The following is a 16,082-nucleotide window of genomic DNA, read 5'->3' on the forward strand; positions in this document are numbered from 1 at the left end:
CGCACCAGCCGAACGGCACCGCCGGGCCCCCGGACGGCATTCCCCTGCGCGACCTGCAACAAGATACTTACCTGTCGATACATTCTGTCACAGGAGCAGCAATGGTCAGGCACTTCAAGTCGGATGCAGCGCAGGCGCGCTGGACGTATCTGAGTTCCCTGTTCGTCTCGCTGGTGCGGTGGCTCGCCGAGCCGCCCACGTTGCCCCAGCCGCAGAAGCTCCCCGCGACCACGTCGCGGATGGGCGGCCTGCGGCCCGCGGCGCAAAGCACCTGGGGCGGCTTGTAGGCTTCCGGGGGAAGGCGACAGCTTTCCGGCCTCGCCACCGGCGGCTGCCGCACAGTTCGCCGTGCCCTGCTCCTACGCCGGGTCCTACCTCCCGCGCACGGCCCGGCCGCCGGTGCCTGCCTAAGCTGGGACCCGTCGCAGGAGGGCCGACATGGACAAGCAGGATCGTCCGGAGCCGCAACGCTCCGAATTCGTGAGGTGGGCCAGGAATGGCGTCGCGCTGGGGATGGCCGTGATCATCGCGGTGCCGATGCTGACCGCCGCGTGGAAGCGCCATCACCCGCCCGCGGCGCAGGCTCCCTCGGCCACCCGGCAGATGGGCGCGGCGCCGCAGCAGTCGCCGCTGCAGCTCGCGGATTTCCGCGGCGAGGAAGCGTCGCCGCAGGCGCGCCTGATGGCCAACTGGATCGTGGGCACCCGCAACAACCACAAGCGCGCCTTCATCCTCGTGGACAAGAAGGATGCGCGCGTGTACGTGTTCACGCCGGCGGGCCAGCTGGCGGACAGCAGCCCGGTGCTGCTCGGCGAAGCCCACGGCGACGACGTGCTGCCCGGCGTGGGCGACAAGCCGCTCGCCGCCATCAGGCCCGAGGAGAAGACGACGCCCGCCGGCCGCTTCGTCGCCGAGCCCGGGACGAACGCGGACAACGAGGACGTGATCTGGGTCGACTACAAGGACGCGATCTCGATGCACCGCGTGCGGCCGTGGGTTGCGGCGGAGCGCCGGCTGGAGCGCCTCGCGAGCCTCACCACCGACGACAACCGCATCTCCTTCGGCTGCATCAACCTGCCGGTGAGCTTCTACGAGGACGTCGCCAGGCCGGCGGTGACGAAGTACGGGGCGATCATCTACGTGCTGCCCGAAGTCAGGACGGTGCAGCAGGTGTTCGGCGCCTACGACGTGACAGATCCGGCCCAGGTCGCCGCGGCGCGCCCGCCGGCCGCCGCGAAGCCGGCGGCGCAGGGCTGACCCGGAATCCGGCGCGCCGAAGGGCCGCCGCACCCCTCGCCATCGCACGCCGACCGACCATCGTGTCGGTCGATTGACATTCCTCAATCCGTTGCGGCCACCCGCCCGTAGTCTGCCTTCCATACAGAAGGAGAACGACGTGGCAAAGATGCTGTCCGCACACGTGAAGAACAACCGGGTGGAAGTCGAACCCTGGGAACTGCAGGCCGTGGGCCGCCATGGCCTGCCGGTGCTGCACCGGATCGAGCAGATCAAGACGCAGGCCCGGCGCCTGGCCGGGCGCAACGACGACCGCTGCTTCCTGCTGCTGCTGGAAGAGCGGCTGCTCAACGACCTGGTGGTGGACATGGCGTCCGCCTATCTCGACATGGAACGCGTGGCGCGCCACATGCAGGCGGGCCGCTACCGCGTCGGCGAAACGGACACGGACCTGTACCGCGCGATCGTCCACTGACGAAAGGGCGCGGGGGCGGATGCCGGCAAGACATCCGCCCCCGCTGGCCAGCCTCGACGGGCTCAGATGCCCGCGCAGCGGTTGACGGGCTTGACGTACGAGGACACGGTGTTGTTGATGCTCTTGCTGCCGCCCTTGCCGGCGCGGAGATTGGATCTGATCTTCATGAAGGTACCTTTCGTGGATGGACGTGCTCGGCGCACTTGTGGGTCGCCAGCCCCATGCCGGCGATTTGCTCTCCCTGGGGGACTGCAAGACGCGCGCCTGCGTGCCGAGGCCCGTTCTTAAAAGCTTCGTCCTAACTTTGGCTCGCGGAGTGGGGAAACGGGGAAACGCATGTGGGTCAGAGCCCCCGCTTGCCCCATCCGGCGCCCGCCGCGGCCACGCTCGAACACCGGGGCAGAAAACACGCAATGGCTGCGAATTGCCCCGGCTGATTGAGCTGGGTCAAGCCGCGGAATGCGAACCGCTCGCATCGCCGCCTAGAATGAAACAAATCATCACTTCCATGAGCGTCCAGAGCGTGACCCATCCGGCCCTTCGTGCCGCCATCCCCGCGGCCGGCCCGCGAGAGGCGCAGCGGCTCGACCAGGCCGAACAGGGCCGCAGCTACACGGTGCGCCAGGTCTCCCCCGACCCGCAGGTGCCCGAGCGCGCGCGCCAGCTGGAGGAGATCGGCTTCCTGCCCGGCGAGCAGGTGATGGTGATGACGCGCGGCTTCCCCGGCGGCGATCCGCTGGTGGTGCGCGTGGGCCAGTCCACCTTCGCCTTGCGCGGCGCCGAGGCCGCCTGCGTGCACATCGAGGCGGGCGGCAGCGCCGGCGCATGAACGAAGCCGTCATCCACCTGCATCCGCCGGGGCGCCTCGCGGCGCTGGTCGGCAACCCGAACGCCGGCAAGACGGCGCTGTTCAACCGCCTCACCGGCAGCCGCCAGAAGGTGGCGAACTACGCGGGCGTGACCATCGAGCGCAAGGAAGGGCGGCTCACCCTGTCGTCCGGCAAGACGGTGCGCGTGCTGGACCTGCCCGGCACCTACAGCCTGAATCCCCGCTCGCCCGACGAGCGCATCACCTGCCAGGTGTTGCAGGGCAATGCCGCCGGCGAGAAGCGGCCGGACCTGGTGGTCTGCGTGGTCGACGCGACCAACCTGCGGCGCGGGCTGCGGCTCGTGCTGGGCGTGCAGCGCATGGGACTGCCCTGCGTCGTCGCCCTCAACATGGCGGACCTCGCGGCCAGCCGCGGCATGCAGGTGGACGCCGAGGCGCTCGCGCGCGAGCTCGGCGTGCCGGTGGTGAGCACCGTGGCCGTGCGCAGCGACGGCGATGCGCCGCTGCGCGAGCTGCTGGAGCGCCCCGGGATCTGGAAGACGCTGCCGGCCGGAGCGCCGGAGCAGCCCGCGGTGCGCGAGGAACTCCCGGACCACCAGGCGGTGCGCGCGATCCTCGAGCGGCTCGGCCTGGACGACGCGATGCCGCACCTCCTGAGCGATCGCATCGACCGCGTGGTGCTGCATCCCTTCGTCGGGCCGCTGCTGCTCGCGCTGCTCCTGTTCCTGATGTTCCAGGCGGTGTTCGCCTGGGCCGAGATCCCGAAGGCGCTGATCGAAGCGGCGACGCAGTGGGCGGGCCAGCAGGCCGGCAGCCTGTTGCCGGCAGGCCTGCTGCGCAGCTTCGTGGCCGACGGCCTGATCGCGGGCGTGGGCGGCGTGGTGGTGTTCCTGCCGCAGATCCTGATCCTGTTCTTCTTCATCCTGGTGCTGGAGGAATCGGGCTACCTGCCGCGAGCGGCCTTCCTGCTCGATCGCCTCATGGGCGGCGTGGGGCTGTCGGGGCGCTCCTTCATCCCGCTGCTCTCCAGCTTCGCCTGCGCCATCCCCGGCATCATGGCCACGCGCACCATCGCCAATCCGCGCGACCGGCTGGTCACGATCATGATCGCCCCGCTCATGACGTGCTCGGCGCGGCTGCCGGTGTATGCGCTGCTGATCGGCGCCTTCATTCCGCAGCGCAGCGTCGGCCCGGGGCTGGAGCTGCAGGGCCTGGTGCTGTTCGGCCTGTACATCGCCGGCATCCTCGGTTCGCTGGCCGTGGCCTGGGCGCTCAAGCGCACCACGGCGCACGGCCAGGTGCGCGCCCTCATGATGGAGCTGCCCACCTACCACCGGCCCCACGTGCGCAACGTGGCGCTGGGCCTGTGGCAGCGCATGGTGATCTTCCTGCGCCGCGTGGGCACCATCATCCTGGTGTTGACGATCGTGCTGTGGCTGCTCGCCAGCTTCCCGGCGCCACCGCTGGGCGCGACGCGGCCGGCGATCGAATACAGCCTGGCCGGCATGCTGGGGCACGGCCTCGCGGTGCTGCTGGGGCCGATCGGCTTCAACTGGCAGATCAGCATCGCGCTGGTGCCGGGGCTGGCGGCGCGCGAGGTGACCGTGAGCGCCCTCGGGACCGTCTACGCCCTGTCGGCGGCGACGGGCAAGGCGGATGCGGCGCAGGCCCTGGCGCCCATCATCGCGCACGACTGGAGCCTCGCCACCGGCCTGTCGCTGATGGCGTGGTTCGTGTTCGCGCCGCAGTGCATGGCGACGCTCGCCACCGTCAGGCGCGAGACCGGCGGCTGGAAGTGGGCGCTGGTGATGGCAGGCTACCTCTTCCTGCTCGCTTACGCCGCGTCCTTCGTCACGTACCGCGTGGCACTTGCCCTGGGATGGGGCTGAGCGCGGCGCGCAGGTCCCGCACGAAATCATCGAACGCGCGCGGCTGGTCCGGCGCCGGCATCCGCAGCAGCGCCGAAGGGTGCAGCGTGACCAGCACGCGCAGGCCGTCGGGGCGCGCGAACCACCGGCCGCGTTCGGTGACCACGGACACGGGCCGCCCCAGCAGCGCACGGGCGGCGGTGGCCCCGAGGGCCACCAACGCGTGCGGGCGCACCAGCGCGATCTCCTCCTCCAGCCACTGGCCGCAGGCCAGTGCCTCCTGCTGGGTGGGCGTCTTGTGGATGCGGCGCTGCCCGCGCAGTTCGTGCTTGAAATGGCGCACGGCGTTGGTGACGTAGACCGTCTCGCGCGCGATGCGTACCGCCAGCAGCGCGCGGTCGAGCAGCTGGCCGGCCGGGCCCACGAAGGGGCGGCCGCGCAGGTCTTCCTGCTCGCCCGGCTGCTCGCCCACGAACATGAGCGCCGGCCGCGGCGGGCCCTCGCCGGGCACGGCCTGCGTGGCCAGCGCGCCGAGCGGGCAGGCGCGGCATTGCTGCATGCGCGCGTGCAGCTGCGCCAGCGCATCCGGGCCCGCCTCGCCGGCGGGCGGCGCCACCGCGCGCGGCAGCCGCCGCAGCGGCACGGTGGGTGCCTGCGCGATCATCTGCCGGCTGCGCTCCTGCGCCGCGGCGGCCAGCGGCGCGATCAGCTGCGCTTCCGGCAGGTTGTGCCAGTAGCGGCGCGGCATTTCCTTGCGCAGCAGGGGCAGGTTCAGGCGCGCCGGATTGAAGGTGCTGCGGTAGTACGTGAGCCACAGCGCCTCCCCGGCGTCGGGTGGCGGCGCTTCGTCGCGGCGCGCGCCGGCGCGCAGGTGCAGGCGCTGGCCGTCCCACTCGGCGCAGCGCTCGGGCGTGAGGAGCGCCCAGCGCATGTTGGCGAAGCGGCGCGCGAACCAGGGCGCGTTGGCCTCCACGATGCGGTGCGCGGGCTCGAACCACGCCACGTGCAGCGGGCCGCGCGCCGCGTCGCCATCGCGCACCGGGCGAAAGCGCACGAAGGCGCGCATCTTGTGGAGGTCGTGTTGCACGGAACGCTCCATCGCGCGCGCCTGCAGCACGTCCGCATCGAGCGGGTCGTGGCGCAGCCCGGGCTCGTGCACCAGCCGCCAGAGCAGGCGATACAGCAGCGCGAAGCGTTGCGGCTCGCGGTGCAGGACCACCGATGCGCACAGGGCGACGAAGGCGGCGGGCACGCTGGCACCGGCGTCGCCGGCGGAGGGCGTTGCGGTGGCGACGGGGACGGAGGGCGTTGCGGTGGCGACGGGGACGGAGGGCGTTGCGGTGGCGCTGGCGACGGAGGGCACTGCGTTGGCGACGGCGACGGAGGGCATTGCGGTGGCGTCGTCGGCGCCGGCAGCGCAGAACAGGTCGTCGTCGCGACCAGGCCCCACCGACCACGCGACCGCGTCCGGCGCCACGCCCTGCGCGAGCAGCCGGCGCGCCTGGGCGCGAAAGCCTGCCAGGTCCGTCTCGTGCTCCAGCCGCACCAGCATCAGAACAGCGCGGCCTGCTGCGGCGCGGTGGGGCGCGGCCGCGCCAGCAGCCGCTGCGCATCGGGCGCACGGGACGGCCGATGGTCGGCCAGCACGACGAAGGGCAGCACCTTGCGCACCGGCACGTGCAGCCGCTGCAGGTCGTCGCAGCGCAGGCGCCGCGCCCGGCGCGCCAGCAGCAGCCGTTCGACGGCCTTCACGCCCAGGCCCGGCACGCGCAGCAGCAGTTCGCGCGGCGCGCGCTCGAGGTCCACGGGGAAACGCTCCGGGTGGGCCAGCGCCCACGCGAGCTTGGGATCCACTTCCAGCCGCAGCATGCCGCCGGTGCGCGGCGACGCGATCTCGTCGGCCGCGAAGCCGTAGAAGCGCATCAGCCAGTCGGCCTGGTACAGGCGATGTTCGCGCACCAGCGGCGGCGCCTTCAGCGGCAGCGCGGCGGAGGCATCGGGGATGGGACTGAACGCGGAGTAGTAGACGCGCCTGAGGCGGTAGGCGCCATAGAGCTGCGCGCTGGTGGCCAGGATGGTCGCGTCGTCGGCCGCATCGGCGCCGATGATCATCTGCGTGCTCTGCCCCGCGGCGGCGAACGCCGGGGCCAGCGCGCGAGCCGGCCTGGCCTGCGGCAGCGAACGCACCGGCTGCCGCTGCCCCTCCTGCGCCTGCGAGCGGGCATCGTCGATGTGCACGCGCAGGCGCGCCATCGAGCGGCGGATCGCGCCGGAGTCCTTCTCCGGCGCCAGCGCGGCCAGGCCGCGTTCCGTGGGCAGCTCGATGTTGATCGAGAGCCGGTCGGCGTGGCGGCCGGCGCGCTGCAGCAGTTCCGGCGCGGCGTCGGGGATGGTCTTCAGGTGGATGTAGCCGCGGAACGCGTGCTCCTCGCGCAGCCGGCGCGCCACTTCCACCAGCTGCTCCATCGTGTAGTCGGGGCTGCGGATGATGCCGCTGGAGAGGAACAGGCCCTCGATGCAGTTGCGGCGATAGAAGTCCAGCGTGAGCCGCACCACTTCGTCGATGGTGAAGCGGGCGCGCGGCACGTTGCTGCTGGCGCGGTTGACGCAATACAGGCAGTCGTAGCGGCAGTGATTGGTCAGCAGGATCTTCAGCAGCGAGATGCAGCGGCCGTCCGGCGCGAAGCTGTGGCAGATCCCCATGCCTTCGTTGGAGCCGAGGCCGCCGGACCGCGCCGAATCGCGCCGCACGCCGCCGCTGGACGCGCAGGAGGCGTCGTACTTGGCGGCGTCGGCCAGGAGGGCGAGCTTGGCGTTCAGGTCCACTGGATAATCGTACAGTGGTTCACGCGGTCGAGCCGTCGGCGCCGTCGTCCGCGCCTCGTTGGCTCCTCCCACTTCGGCACCCTGGTGCCGAATTCCCCGGCACCTTCGTGCCGCAGGTGTGGAATCCTCCCCACTGGTGGTGTTTTTCCCCGAGCTTGGGTAGTCAGACCCACGCCAGAAAGTCAAGCAAAGCCCCTACTGGCGTCGATTTACTACTGAATACAAACGCGGTAATCCACAACACGAAAGGTTTCATATTGGCACGCTTGCTGCGATATGGCTGACGCAGGAGACCAGGAGGCGTTGCCCACCGCAACGCGTTTCGTACCCACGAGGAGAGTCCTTTCATGAAGCCATACAACAGCCGGCGCGGTGCGGTTCCCCGTCCCGCCAGTTTCCTTCTGACAGCGGTCTGCATGGCCGCCATCACGTCGGTCAGCCTGAACGCGAATGCCGCGCTCGACGTGATCGCCGAGCCGCCCGCGACGGACGTGTCGCACTTCACCGACCAGCCCGCGGATCCCACCCAGGCCCTGCAGGACCTGCTGACCGCGCCCGAGGCCAACGAGGGCTCGTTCGAGATCCCCGGCGGCTTCGTGGCGGACAAGCGCGCGGTGGACATCAACAACGTGTTCCAGCGCGACACGCTGATGTCGACCAACTACCCCACCAACGGCCTGCCCAGCCCCCTGTTCGGCGCCAAGCCGTTCACGCAGCAGATGCTGATGTTCGAGGAGTTCGGTCCCGAGCCGCTGGACCCCAACACGCCCGCCGGCACCCTGCCCTTCCCGCGTCCGAAGGCCGGCCCGGAGCCCATGCAGTCCGCCGGCGTCGCGCAAAGCGCCCCGGACACGACCGAGATGGACGCGTTCCTGGCCCAGGCCGGCATCAACCCCTTCCCGCAACGCGAGTCCAACACCTCGCTCACCAACCCCTGGCAGCCGGACGTCGAGCAGTTCCTCGGCCGCTTCCTGACGAACCCGCCCGCCGAGGGCCGTCCGCCGGGAGAAGGCTGGGCCCACCAGCGCTGGAACGAGTTCTACCCGCAGGCCTTCTTCAAGACCGTGCAGGCCGGCTCGCGCATCAACGGCGGCATCCGTGACTCGCACCAGCGGCACAAGTACCAGGTCGGCGAGTTCGGGCCCGGCGGCCTGTACTACAACACCGTGGACAAGAACAACCCGGCGTTCAACGGCACGACCCGGGGGATCCCCATCAAGATCCACCCGAACATGCCGATCCAGGACCACAAGCACCTGTGGACCTTCGACGGCACGCTGCCCCCGAAGCTGCTGATGGCGCGCTACGGCCAGCCGACCCTCATGCGCCACTACAACGCGCTGCCGATCGACCCGCAGGCCAACGGCGGCATGGGCCTGCACACGATCACGACCCACGAGCACAACGGCCACTCGCCCGCGGAAAGCGACGGCTTCGCCAACGCCTTCTTCTTCCCCGGCCAGTTCTACGACTACCGCTGGCCCCTGCAGCTCGCCGGCTACGACTCCATCAACACGACGGCGTCGGATCCGCGTGCGTCCTTCCCCTGCGCGCCCGGCGAGACGCTGTTCGTCAACGACGCCAACCCCGGCCTGAAGACCTGCCAGAACGGCAAGATCAACATCCGCGGCGACTGGCGCGAGACGATGTCCACGCACTGGTTCCACGACCACATGCTCGATTTCACGGCGCAGAACGTGTACAAGGGCAACGCGGTCATGATGAACTACTACTCGGGCCTGGACCGCGGCAACGAGGCGATCAACGACGGCGTCAACCTGCGCTTCCCCTCCGGCCAGAACATGGCCTGGGGCAACCGCGACTACGACGTGAACCTGGTGATCGGCGACAAGGCCTGGGACCAGACCGGCCAGCTGTGGTTCAACCCCTTCAACACCGACGGCTTCATCGGCGACCAGCTGCTGGTGAACTGGCTGTACAAGCCGACGCTCGACGTGCGGGCCCGCAAGTACCGCTTCCGCATCCTGAACGGCTCGGTGTCCCGCTACCTGTCGCTGGCGATGGTCGCCGAGCGCCAGGGCAACACGGGTGAGTTCAGGGGTCCGCAAGGCTCCGGCGTGTCCTACGACCGCGTGCCCTTCCACCTGATCGCCAACGACGGCAACATCATGGAGCACGCCGTTCCGTTCGACGGCACCATGGACCTCGACGGCAACGGCAACGCCGACGAGCACAAGGGCTGGCTGCCGGCGCAGGGCATCGCGGAACGCTTCGACATCATCGTGGACTTCTCCAAGTTCGCGCCGGGCACGAAGCTGTACTTCGTCAACACGATGCACCACGACACCGGCCTGCTCGGCAAGGTGAAGATCCCGCTGGCGGACATCCTGTCCGAGAAGTACAAGGCCGTGCTGGATTCGAAGGGCACGAGCTGGATCAACGGTGACCCGACGGTGGGCAAGGCCCTGCAGCTGACGGTGCAGAAGTACACCGGCACCGACCTGAGCATGAATCCGGGCGAGTACGAGCCTGCCCATGCCGGCAAGCCCGAGGGCAAGACCATGATTCCGCTCTGGCTGCATCGCGACAACCCGGCCGACATCGCGGCCCTGGCCAACGCCCGCCATCGCTCCTTCGACTTCGGCCGGGCGAGCGGCACGGACCTGAACCCGTGGACGGTGAAGGCGGATGGCGGCGTGGCCTACGCCGCGGATCCGCGCCGCATCAGCGCCGCGCCGCAACTGGCCGCGGAGTCGGGTGATGCCGGCTTCTCCGGCGACGGCACGCTGGAGGTCTGGAAGATCTCCTCGGGCGGCGGCTGGAACCACCCGGTGCACATCCACTTCGAGGAAGGCGTCATCCTGTCCCGCGACGGCAAGGCGCCGCCGGAATGGGAGAAGTGGACCCGCAAGGACGTGTACCGCATCGGTGGCGGCCCGGACACGAGCGGCACGCTGGAAGTCGCCCTGCACTTCCGCGAGTTCCACGGCACGTACGTCGAGCACTGCCACAACACGCAGCACGAAGACAACGCGATGCTCGTGCGGTGGGACATCGAGCACCCTGGCCAGTTCCAGGTGATGCCGACCCCGCTGCCGACGTGGGACGGTGTCGAGTACGCCCCGTCGGTGGGTGTCCCGACCTTCCGCACCGGTGACGGCACGTTCAGCTCCACCCGCTGATCGGACCCCAGCCTGAAGGACGGCGCCGCAAGGCGCCGTCCTTCTTTTCTATTCCACCCAGTGCGTGTGGAACTTGCCGGCGCGGTCCAGCCGCTCGTACTTGTGGGCGCCGAAGTAGTCCCGCTGCGCCTGCAGCAGGTTGGCCGGCAGGCGCGGGGCGCGGTAGCTGTCGTAGTAGGCCAGCGCGCTCATGAAGGCCGGTGCCGGCACGCCGTGCAGCGCCGCCGCCGCGACCACTTCGCGCAGCGCCTGCTGGCAGCCCTCCATCACGCCCGCGAAGTGCGGGTCGACCAGCAGGTTGGCCAGCTTCGCGTCGCGCGCATAGGCGCGGCGGATGTCCTCCAGCAGGCGCGCGCGGATGATGCACCCCGCGCGCCACAGGCCCGCGATCGTGCCGAACGAAAGGTCCCAGCTGTACTCGCGGTCGGCCGCCCCCAGCAGCGCGAAGCCCTGCGCATAGGCGCAGATCTTGGCGGCCAGCAGGGCGCGGCGGATCTTCTCGGTGAAGGCCGCGCGCTCGCCGGTGAACGGCAGCTTCGGCCCGGCCAGCAGGCCGGCGGCGGCAACCCGTTCCGCCCGCACGGCGCTGACGGTGCGCGCGAACACCGCGTCGGCGATGGTCGGCGCGGTGACGCCCAGGTCCAGCGCGGCCTGGCTCGCCCACTTGCCGGTGCCCTTCTGTTCCGCCGTGTCGACGATCACGTCCACCAGTGCACCGCCGCTGTCGGGATCGGTGCGCGAAAGGATGTCCGCGGTGATGCCCACGAGATAGCTGGAGAGCTCGCCGCGGTTCCACTCGGCGAACACGGCGCTCATCTCGCGCGGCTGCAGGCCCAGGAGCTGCTGCATCAGGAAGTAGGCCTCGCAGATGGTCTGCATGTCGGCGTACTCGATCCCGTTGTGGACCATCTTGACGAAGTGGCCCGAAGCGCCGGGCCCGATCCACTCGCAGCAGGGCGTGCCGTCCTCGGCGCGCGCCGCGATCGCCTGCAGCAGCCGCTGCACCACGGGCCAGGCCTGGGCGTCGCCGCCCGGCATGATCGAGGGCCCGCGCAGCGCGCCCTCCTCGCCGCCGCTGACGCCGGCGCCCACGTAGAGGATGCCCGAGCCCGTGAGTTCGCCGATGCGGCGCTGGGTGTCCGTGAAGCGCGTGTTGCCGCCATCGATGACGACGTCGCCCGGATAGAGCAGCGGCCGCAGGTCGCGCAGCACCGCATCGACCGGGGCGCCGGCGGGCACCATCAGCAGCAGCACGCGGGGCGTGCGCAGCGACGACACGAGTTCCTGCATCGACCGCGGCGCGGCGGCCCCGGTGCGCTCGGCGAAGCTCTTGCGCTTGTGTTCCTCCAGGTCGAAGCCGGTGACCGCGAAGCCGTGGCCGTGGAGGTTCAGGGCGAGGTTCTCGCCCATGACGCCAAGCCCGACGAGGGCGACGTCGAATGACTGCGGGGAATTCATGCCCCGGATTGTCCCCCAGCGCCCAATGAAAAAAGGGGCGACGCTGGCGCGCCGCCCCTTGCGCCCCTTGACGGAGGCTTCAGCGGAACACGATGCTGATCGTCTGCGCACCACCCAGCACCGGGCTGCTGGAGAAGGTGCGGATGCTGGTCGGCGTGGCCGACCAGAAGGCCGTGTCGGTCGGGTCCTTGGCGCCGCCCGGCACGCCGACCACGTCGTAGGTCCAGGTGCCGGTGGCGTCCACCACCGCGGTGCCCACCACGCAGGCCAGGATCGTCGCCGTGCCGTTGCAGACCTGCCCGGTCGCGCGGATCGTGCCGTTGGCGTAGGCGATGGTCACGGTCTGGAACTCGCGCACCGTGTCCGTGCCGATCACCGTCCAGCGGGTGCTGGCGTTGCCGCCCACGTTGCCGGCGCCCTTGAAGTCCTGCCGCGTGTAGGTGATGGTCTCGGAGCCGATCACCGTGGACGTCGCCGTCGCGGTGTTGGCCGAGAGCGCACCGGCCTTGTCGACCGCCCGGAAGTTGATCGCGAAGTTGCCGGTGGACGTCGGCGTGTACGTGATCACGCCGTTGACCGGGACCGGCTGCGCACCGAGCTGCGCGGGCCACGTCGTGATCTGCGCATTGGCCAGGTCGGCGGCGCCGTCCGGGTCGCTGGAGGCCTGCAGCAGGTTCAGCACGTTGGCCTTGCCGACCACGGCGCCGATCGTCGTGTTGCCGGCCACCGGCAGGTCGTTGACCGGCGTGATGTTGATGGCGAGCTGGCCCTGGTTGGACACCCGGCCGTTCACCGTCACCGTGTACAGCAGGTTGTCCTGGCCGTTGGCGTTGGCGTTGGGCCGGTAGGTCACGAAGCCGTTGGAGACGGTCGCCGTGCCCAGGCGGGTGGCCTGCGTCACGGTCACGGCCACGGTCGCCTGGCCGCTGGTCACCAGCGTGCGCAGGTTGCTGGTCACGCCATTGAGCTGCACCGTGTCGTTGGCGAGCAGGTCGATGCTCACCGGCGTGGCGCAGGACGTCGCCGCGGTGGCGGAGCAGTCCTCGTTGATCGTGACGGTGTCGTTGTTGGCGACCGGCACGCCCACCAGCACGGCGGTGCCGAGGGCGGCATCCGTGTTGCGCACGTCCGCGCCACCCTTGTTGGACACCACCTGCACCCTGGAGGGCGGGGCGACCAGCGCGGAGACGCTGGCCGCGCCGGCCACCAGCTGCAGGCCGGTGCCGGCACCGCGACCCACGGAGGTGCCGGGCGTGGCCAGCGGCGCGGGGCCGTAGCCGGTCAGCGTCAGGACGGCGGTCGGGTCGGTGGAGGCGGCGTTGACCGTCAGCGTGCCGTTGTTCGGGCCGTTGTACTGCGACAGCGAGATCTGCACGTCGTCCGTCACCTTCTGCAGGAAGTAGGCGAGCACGACCTGGCCGGCGGTGTTGCGGGCCGTGGTGTCGACGATGCACAGGTGGCTGGGCGGCAGGCCGCCGGGCTGGCTCTGGCCCCAGTAGTCGGTGGCGCTGCTGGCCATCGGGTGCGCCAGGGCACCGGCGGGCGCCGTGTACGGGCCGGGGTTGACCACCGGCAGGCCGGTGACCGGGCTGACCGAGATCGCGCCGCCGCAGGGCACGTCGTAGAACTGCAGGATCGGCGTGACGGGCGCGAGCGGGGGCGACGCGGGCAGGCGTGCATCGGCGGTGGGCAGCGCGGTGGCGAAGGCGTCGAGGTCCGTCACCTGGCCCAGCGCGTTGGCGTGGTACGTGCCGCGCGCGCCCACGATCTCGCCGGGGATGGTGCCGGTCATGAGGCGGCCGGAGACCACGAAGTTGCTCTCGCCGTCGACGGTGTAGAGCACCGTGCCGAGGTGGTCGGGCTGCGGATGGCGGACCTCGATGCGGAAGGTGTTGTGGTCACGCAGCGTGGAGGTGCCGTCGGTGTTGAATGCGGTGAAGGGCGGCAGCGGGCTGCCGGTGACCGTGCCCACGCGGGCCGGGTCGGCCAGGTACTTCTTGCCGGTGCCCGGGTTGGCGGTCGGGCCGGCGCCGGCGGCGACCATGGCGTCGAACCAGGGATCGGTGCCCGCCGGGCGGGCAGCCAGGTCGGGCATGGGCGGCACTTCGGCGCCGCCCGCGGCGACGGAGGGCAGCAGGAAGGGGCCGATCACGGTGCCGAGCGTGCATTCGAAGGTGTTGATGCAGGCGACGCCGACGTCGGTCGTCTCGAAGATGCGGTCACCGGCGACCTGGTTGTAGTAGCTGGTGTCCGAATAGGGGGTGATGACGCGGTAGTCGCCGGCGATGGGCAGGTTCGGGATGAACACGCGCACACGGCCGAAGGTCATCTGGTCGCCGTCGATCACGTCGCCGTTGGCGAACGCCGCTTCCAGCGCAATCACCAGCCGGGCGCGGAAGCCGGTGGCCGTGTCCAGCAGCCCGTTGTCGGCGATGTAGTAGAAGTGCTCGTCGAAGTAGTTGCCGGGGAACGCTTCCGGGAAGACGGGCCCGGGCGGGATCAGGACGCACCAGCCGCCATCGAGTTCGGCCTGCGACTTCAGGTCGCAGAACTCCATGGTGATGCCGGTGGCGTCCTGGAACCAGGCGGGATAGCCGCCCACGGTGGGGGATTTGTCGATCGGGCCCATGCGGGTCAGGACGGCCTGGGCCGGGGCGGCGGCGAGGAGGGCCAGGGCCGCCGCCGTTGCGATCACACTGCGCTTGGTCTTCATGATTTTGCGGAATCCAGGGTGAAGGGGTGGGTGCTTGCTCGGCGGGCTTTGGCGGGGGTGACGCTGCCCGCTTGTTCGGGGGTTCTCGCGGTATGGCCCTTCCCCCCCCGGCTCCGCGAGAGCAACCGGGGGATGTCCCGCGCCAGGGGCAGCCTGGACAGGACCGGTCCGCGCGGCAGGCCAGCCTCACCGAGCCGTCCCGTCCGCCTGAATGCGTGTACTTTGGTATTGGCAAGGCGCGGACCAACCCGCCAGCTGACTGGAAGCTGAGCAAGTCGGGAGGGCGGGGAACGAAAGTGCCGGAGGGCCGCATCCGGGTCTGCCCGTACGGGCAGCCCCGGAATAAAGTCGCGTCACTCCTTGTCCGGGCCCTGCAGAAGCGGGCACTTTGGTTCTGTTTTGGTGCCGGGCAATTTCCCCCGCGCACGGGGAAATTCCACGCTTTCTTGACCCGCGACAGTCTTGCGGTCATGGCCTGTCGGGCAGCAAGGCCTTGCCTTGTTTCGCCCGACACAATTGCTCACAATTGGCGTATGCATCTCCCCCGCCTGCGCATGGCCCTGGTCGGCTTTCCCGACGCGGCCCTCCCCGAGTCGCTGCTGCGCGCCCGCAGCCACCCGGCCTGGGAGACGGCGTCGCTGGACGACGCCGATGCGCTGTGGGTGTCCGGCGGCTCCGCCCACATGGAGGCGGACAGCCTGGTGCGGGTTTGGAACGGCGAGGGCAAGCCGGCCGTGGTGCTGCACCTGAACACCCTGGAGCGTCCACTCGCTTTCACGCTGCCCCTGGCCGATGCGAGGCTGCACGACGTGGCCCGGGTGGACCTGCACAATCCCGCCAACGTCGAACACGCGATGCGCCGCACCGAGCAGGCGCTGCGGGCGGTGCTGCTGCAGCTCGCCATGGCCGAGCAGATCGCGCATCGCCTGCTGACGCTCACCGCCCACACCTACCACGTGACGCTGAACGAGAAGCTGGTGGCCGTGGTGAGCGTGCCCGGCCGCATCGGCATCGAACTGGGCATCGAGCCCGGGGACCTGGCCGAGGCGCGCTGGGTCGCGCGGCCCGCCTTCGCCAACGACATCCCGAAGTGGTTCCTGCCCACCAGCTTCGCCGAGTGCCTGTGGCTGTACGCGAGCCGCGTGGAAACGGCCCTGCTGCCGCCGCGCTACCGCACCGCGCCGCTGTACTTCCGCTGCGTGCCGCGGGTGCCGCAGAAGCTGATGCAGAACCTGCACTACGCCGTGCTGTCCGAACTGGCGATGGCGCCGCGCACCTTCGGCGAATTGCAGGAGTCCATCGGACTGCCGGAGCGCGACCTGAATGCCGCCCTGACAGTCCTCTATTTCTCCGGCAGCATCACCTGCAACCCGGAGCGGGCCGCACGCCGCGGCGGGGTCGCCAACCGCGACACGGTGACGGCCAGCGAGCTGCGCAACTCGATGTTCCCGCCGATCGGCCCGGCCTCGGGCGTGCCCGATGCGACCATGCCGGCGCCGCTGGAGTGGCGCCCCTAGGAGTCTGCGCGGCGGCG

Annotated in this window: 11 protein-coding genes; 7 read left to right on the forward strand and 4 right to left on the reverse strand. The window is 70.4% G+C overall.

What is annotated here, in order from left to right; translation table 11 throughout:
* Positions 1 to 101: 101 nt before the first annotated feature.
* From WG923_RS03015 to feoB, 5 genes are all read left to right on the forward strand, one after another.
* Positions 102 to 287 carry a hypothetical protein gene (locus tag WG923_RS03015; protein ID WP_340349448.1) on the forward strand — a complete coding sequence of 62 codons (186 nt, stop codon included), beginning with the start codon at positions 102 to 104 and terminating at the stop codon, positions 285 to 287.
* Between the two features lie 151 nt (positions 288 to 438).
* Positions 439 to 1,257 (forward strand): hypothetical protein, encoded by an 819-nt coding sequence (locus tag WG923_RS03020; RefSeq protein WP_340349449.1) that lies wholly within the window; start codon positions 439 to 441, stop codon positions 1,255 to 1,257.
* Positions 1,258 to 1,396: 139 nt separating this feature from the next.
* Positions 1,397 to 1,711 carry a hypothetical protein gene (locus tag WG923_RS03025; RefSeq protein ID WP_340349450.1) on the forward strand — a complete coding sequence of 105 codons (315 nt, stop codon included), beginning with the start codon at positions 1,397 to 1,399 and terminating at the stop codon, positions 1,709 to 1,711.
* A gap of 508 nt (positions 1,712 to 2,219) precedes the next feature.
* A complete protein-coding gene (locus WG923_RS03030; protein WP_340349451.1) occupies positions 2,220 to 2,540 on the forward strand; it encodes a FeoA family protein in 321 nt (106 codons plus the stop codon).
* Entirely contained in the window at positions 2,537 to 4,429 is a 1,893-nt protein-coding gene (feoB, locus tag WG923_RS03035) for a ferrous iron transporter B (RefSeq protein ID WP_340349452.1), read from the forward strand. Before WG923_RS03030 ends, feoB begins: the two co-directional genes overlap by 4 nt.
* On the opposite strand, the gene WG923_RS03040 is transcribed toward feoB, so the two are convergent.
* Together WG923_RS03040 and WG923_RS03045 are read right to left on the reverse strand one after the other, a co-directional pair.
* Positions 4,392 to 5,960, reverse strand: coding sequence for a UdgX family uracil-DNA binding protein (locus WG923_RS03040; protein ID WP_340349453.1), 1,569 nt, complete (start codon positions 5,958 to 5,960; stop codon positions 4,392 to 4,394). The two genes, feoB and WG923_RS03040, sit on opposite strands and share 38 nt — an antisense overlap.
* Complete coding sequence (locus WG923_RS03045) at positions 5,960 to 7,234, reverse strand: putative DNA modification/repair radical SAM protein (protein ID WP_340349454.1); 1,275 nt, start codon at positions 7,232 to 7,234, stop codon at positions 5,960 to 5,962. The genes WG923_RS03040 and WG923_RS03045 overlap by 1 nt, the downstream gene beginning before the upstream one ends.
* 347 nt (positions 7,235 to 7,581) lie before the next feature.
* Here WG923_RS03045 and WG923_RS03050 point away from each other — a divergent pair, with 347 nt between their 5' ends.
* The gene (locus WG923_RS03050) at positions 7,582 to 10,377 is read left to right on the forward strand and encodes a multicopper oxidase domain-containing protein (RefSeq protein ID WP_340349455.1); all 2,796 of its coding nucleotides are present in this window, start codon (positions 7,582 to 7,584) and stop codon (positions 10,375 to 10,377) included.
* A 48-nt stretch (positions 10,378 to 10,425) separates the two neighbouring features.
* Here WG923_RS03050 and gndA read toward each other — a convergent pair whose 3' ends face one another.
* Entirely contained in the window at positions 10,426 to 11,835 is a 1,410-nt protein-coding gene (gene gndA, locus WG923_RS03055; RefSeq protein WP_340349456.1) for an NADP-dependent phosphogluconate dehydrogenase, read from the reverse strand.
* A gap of 79 nt (positions 11,836 to 11,914) precedes the next feature.
* Positions 11,915 to 14,548: an Ig-like domain-containing protein gene (locus WG923_RS03060; protein ID WP_340349457.1), complete on the reverse strand. Its 2,634-nt coding sequence runs from the start codon at positions 14,546 to 14,548 to the stop codon at positions 11,915 to 11,917.
* A 533-nt stretch (positions 14,549 to 15,081) separates the two neighbouring features.
* Between WG923_RS03060 and WG923_RS03065 the strand changes: the two genes are divergently transcribed.
* Complete coding sequence (locus WG923_RS03065; protein ID WP_340349458.1) at positions 15,082 to 16,065, forward strand: hypothetical protein; 984 nt, start codon at positions 15,082 to 15,084, stop codon at positions 16,063 to 16,065.
* Positions 16,066 to 16,082: the final 17 nt, after the last annotated feature.

The organism is Ramlibacter sp. AN1133 (genome assembly GCF_037890035.1).
GTDB lineage: Bacteria > Pseudomonadota > Gammaproteobacteria > Burkholderiales > Burkholderiaceae_C > Ramlibacter.

Bases quoted from the DNA above. Each gene is read 5' to 3' on its own strand.
- gndA (WP_340349456.1), bottom strand. From the start codon at position 11,835: ATGAATTCCCCGCAGTCATTCGACGTCGCCCTCGTCGGGCTTGGCGTC.
- WG923_RS03015 (WP_340349448.1), top strand. From the start codon at position 102: ATGGTCAGGCACTTCAAGTCGGATGCAGCGCAGGCGCGCTGGACGTAT.
- feoB (WP_340349452.1), top strand. From the start codon at position 2,537: ATGAACGAAGCCGTCATCCACCTGCATCCGCCGGGGCGCCTCGCGGCG.
- WG923_RS03065 (WP_340349458.1), top strand. From the start codon at position 15,082: ATGCATCTCCCCCGCCTGCGCATGGCCCTGGTCGGCTTTCCCGACGCG.
- WG923_RS03040 (WP_340349453.1), bottom strand. From the start codon at position 5,960: ATGCTGGTGCGGCTGGAGCACGAGACGGACCTGGCAGGCTTTCGCGCC.
- WG923_RS03030 (WP_340349451.1), top strand. From the start codon at position 2,220: ATGAGCGTCCAGAGCGTGACCCATCCGGCCCTTCGTGCCGCCATCCCC.
- WG923_RS03050 (WP_340349455.1), top strand. From the start codon at position 7,582: ATGAAGCCATACAACAGCCGGCGCGGTGCGGTTCCCCGTCCCGCCAGT.
- WG923_RS03020 (WP_340349449.1), top strand. From the start codon at position 439: ATGGACAAGCAGGATCGTCCGGAGCCGCAACGCTCCGAATTCGTGAGG.
- WG923_RS03060 (WP_340349457.1), bottom strand. From the start codon at position 14,548: ATGAAGACCAAGCGCAGTGTGATCGCAACGGCGGCGGCCCTGGCCCTC.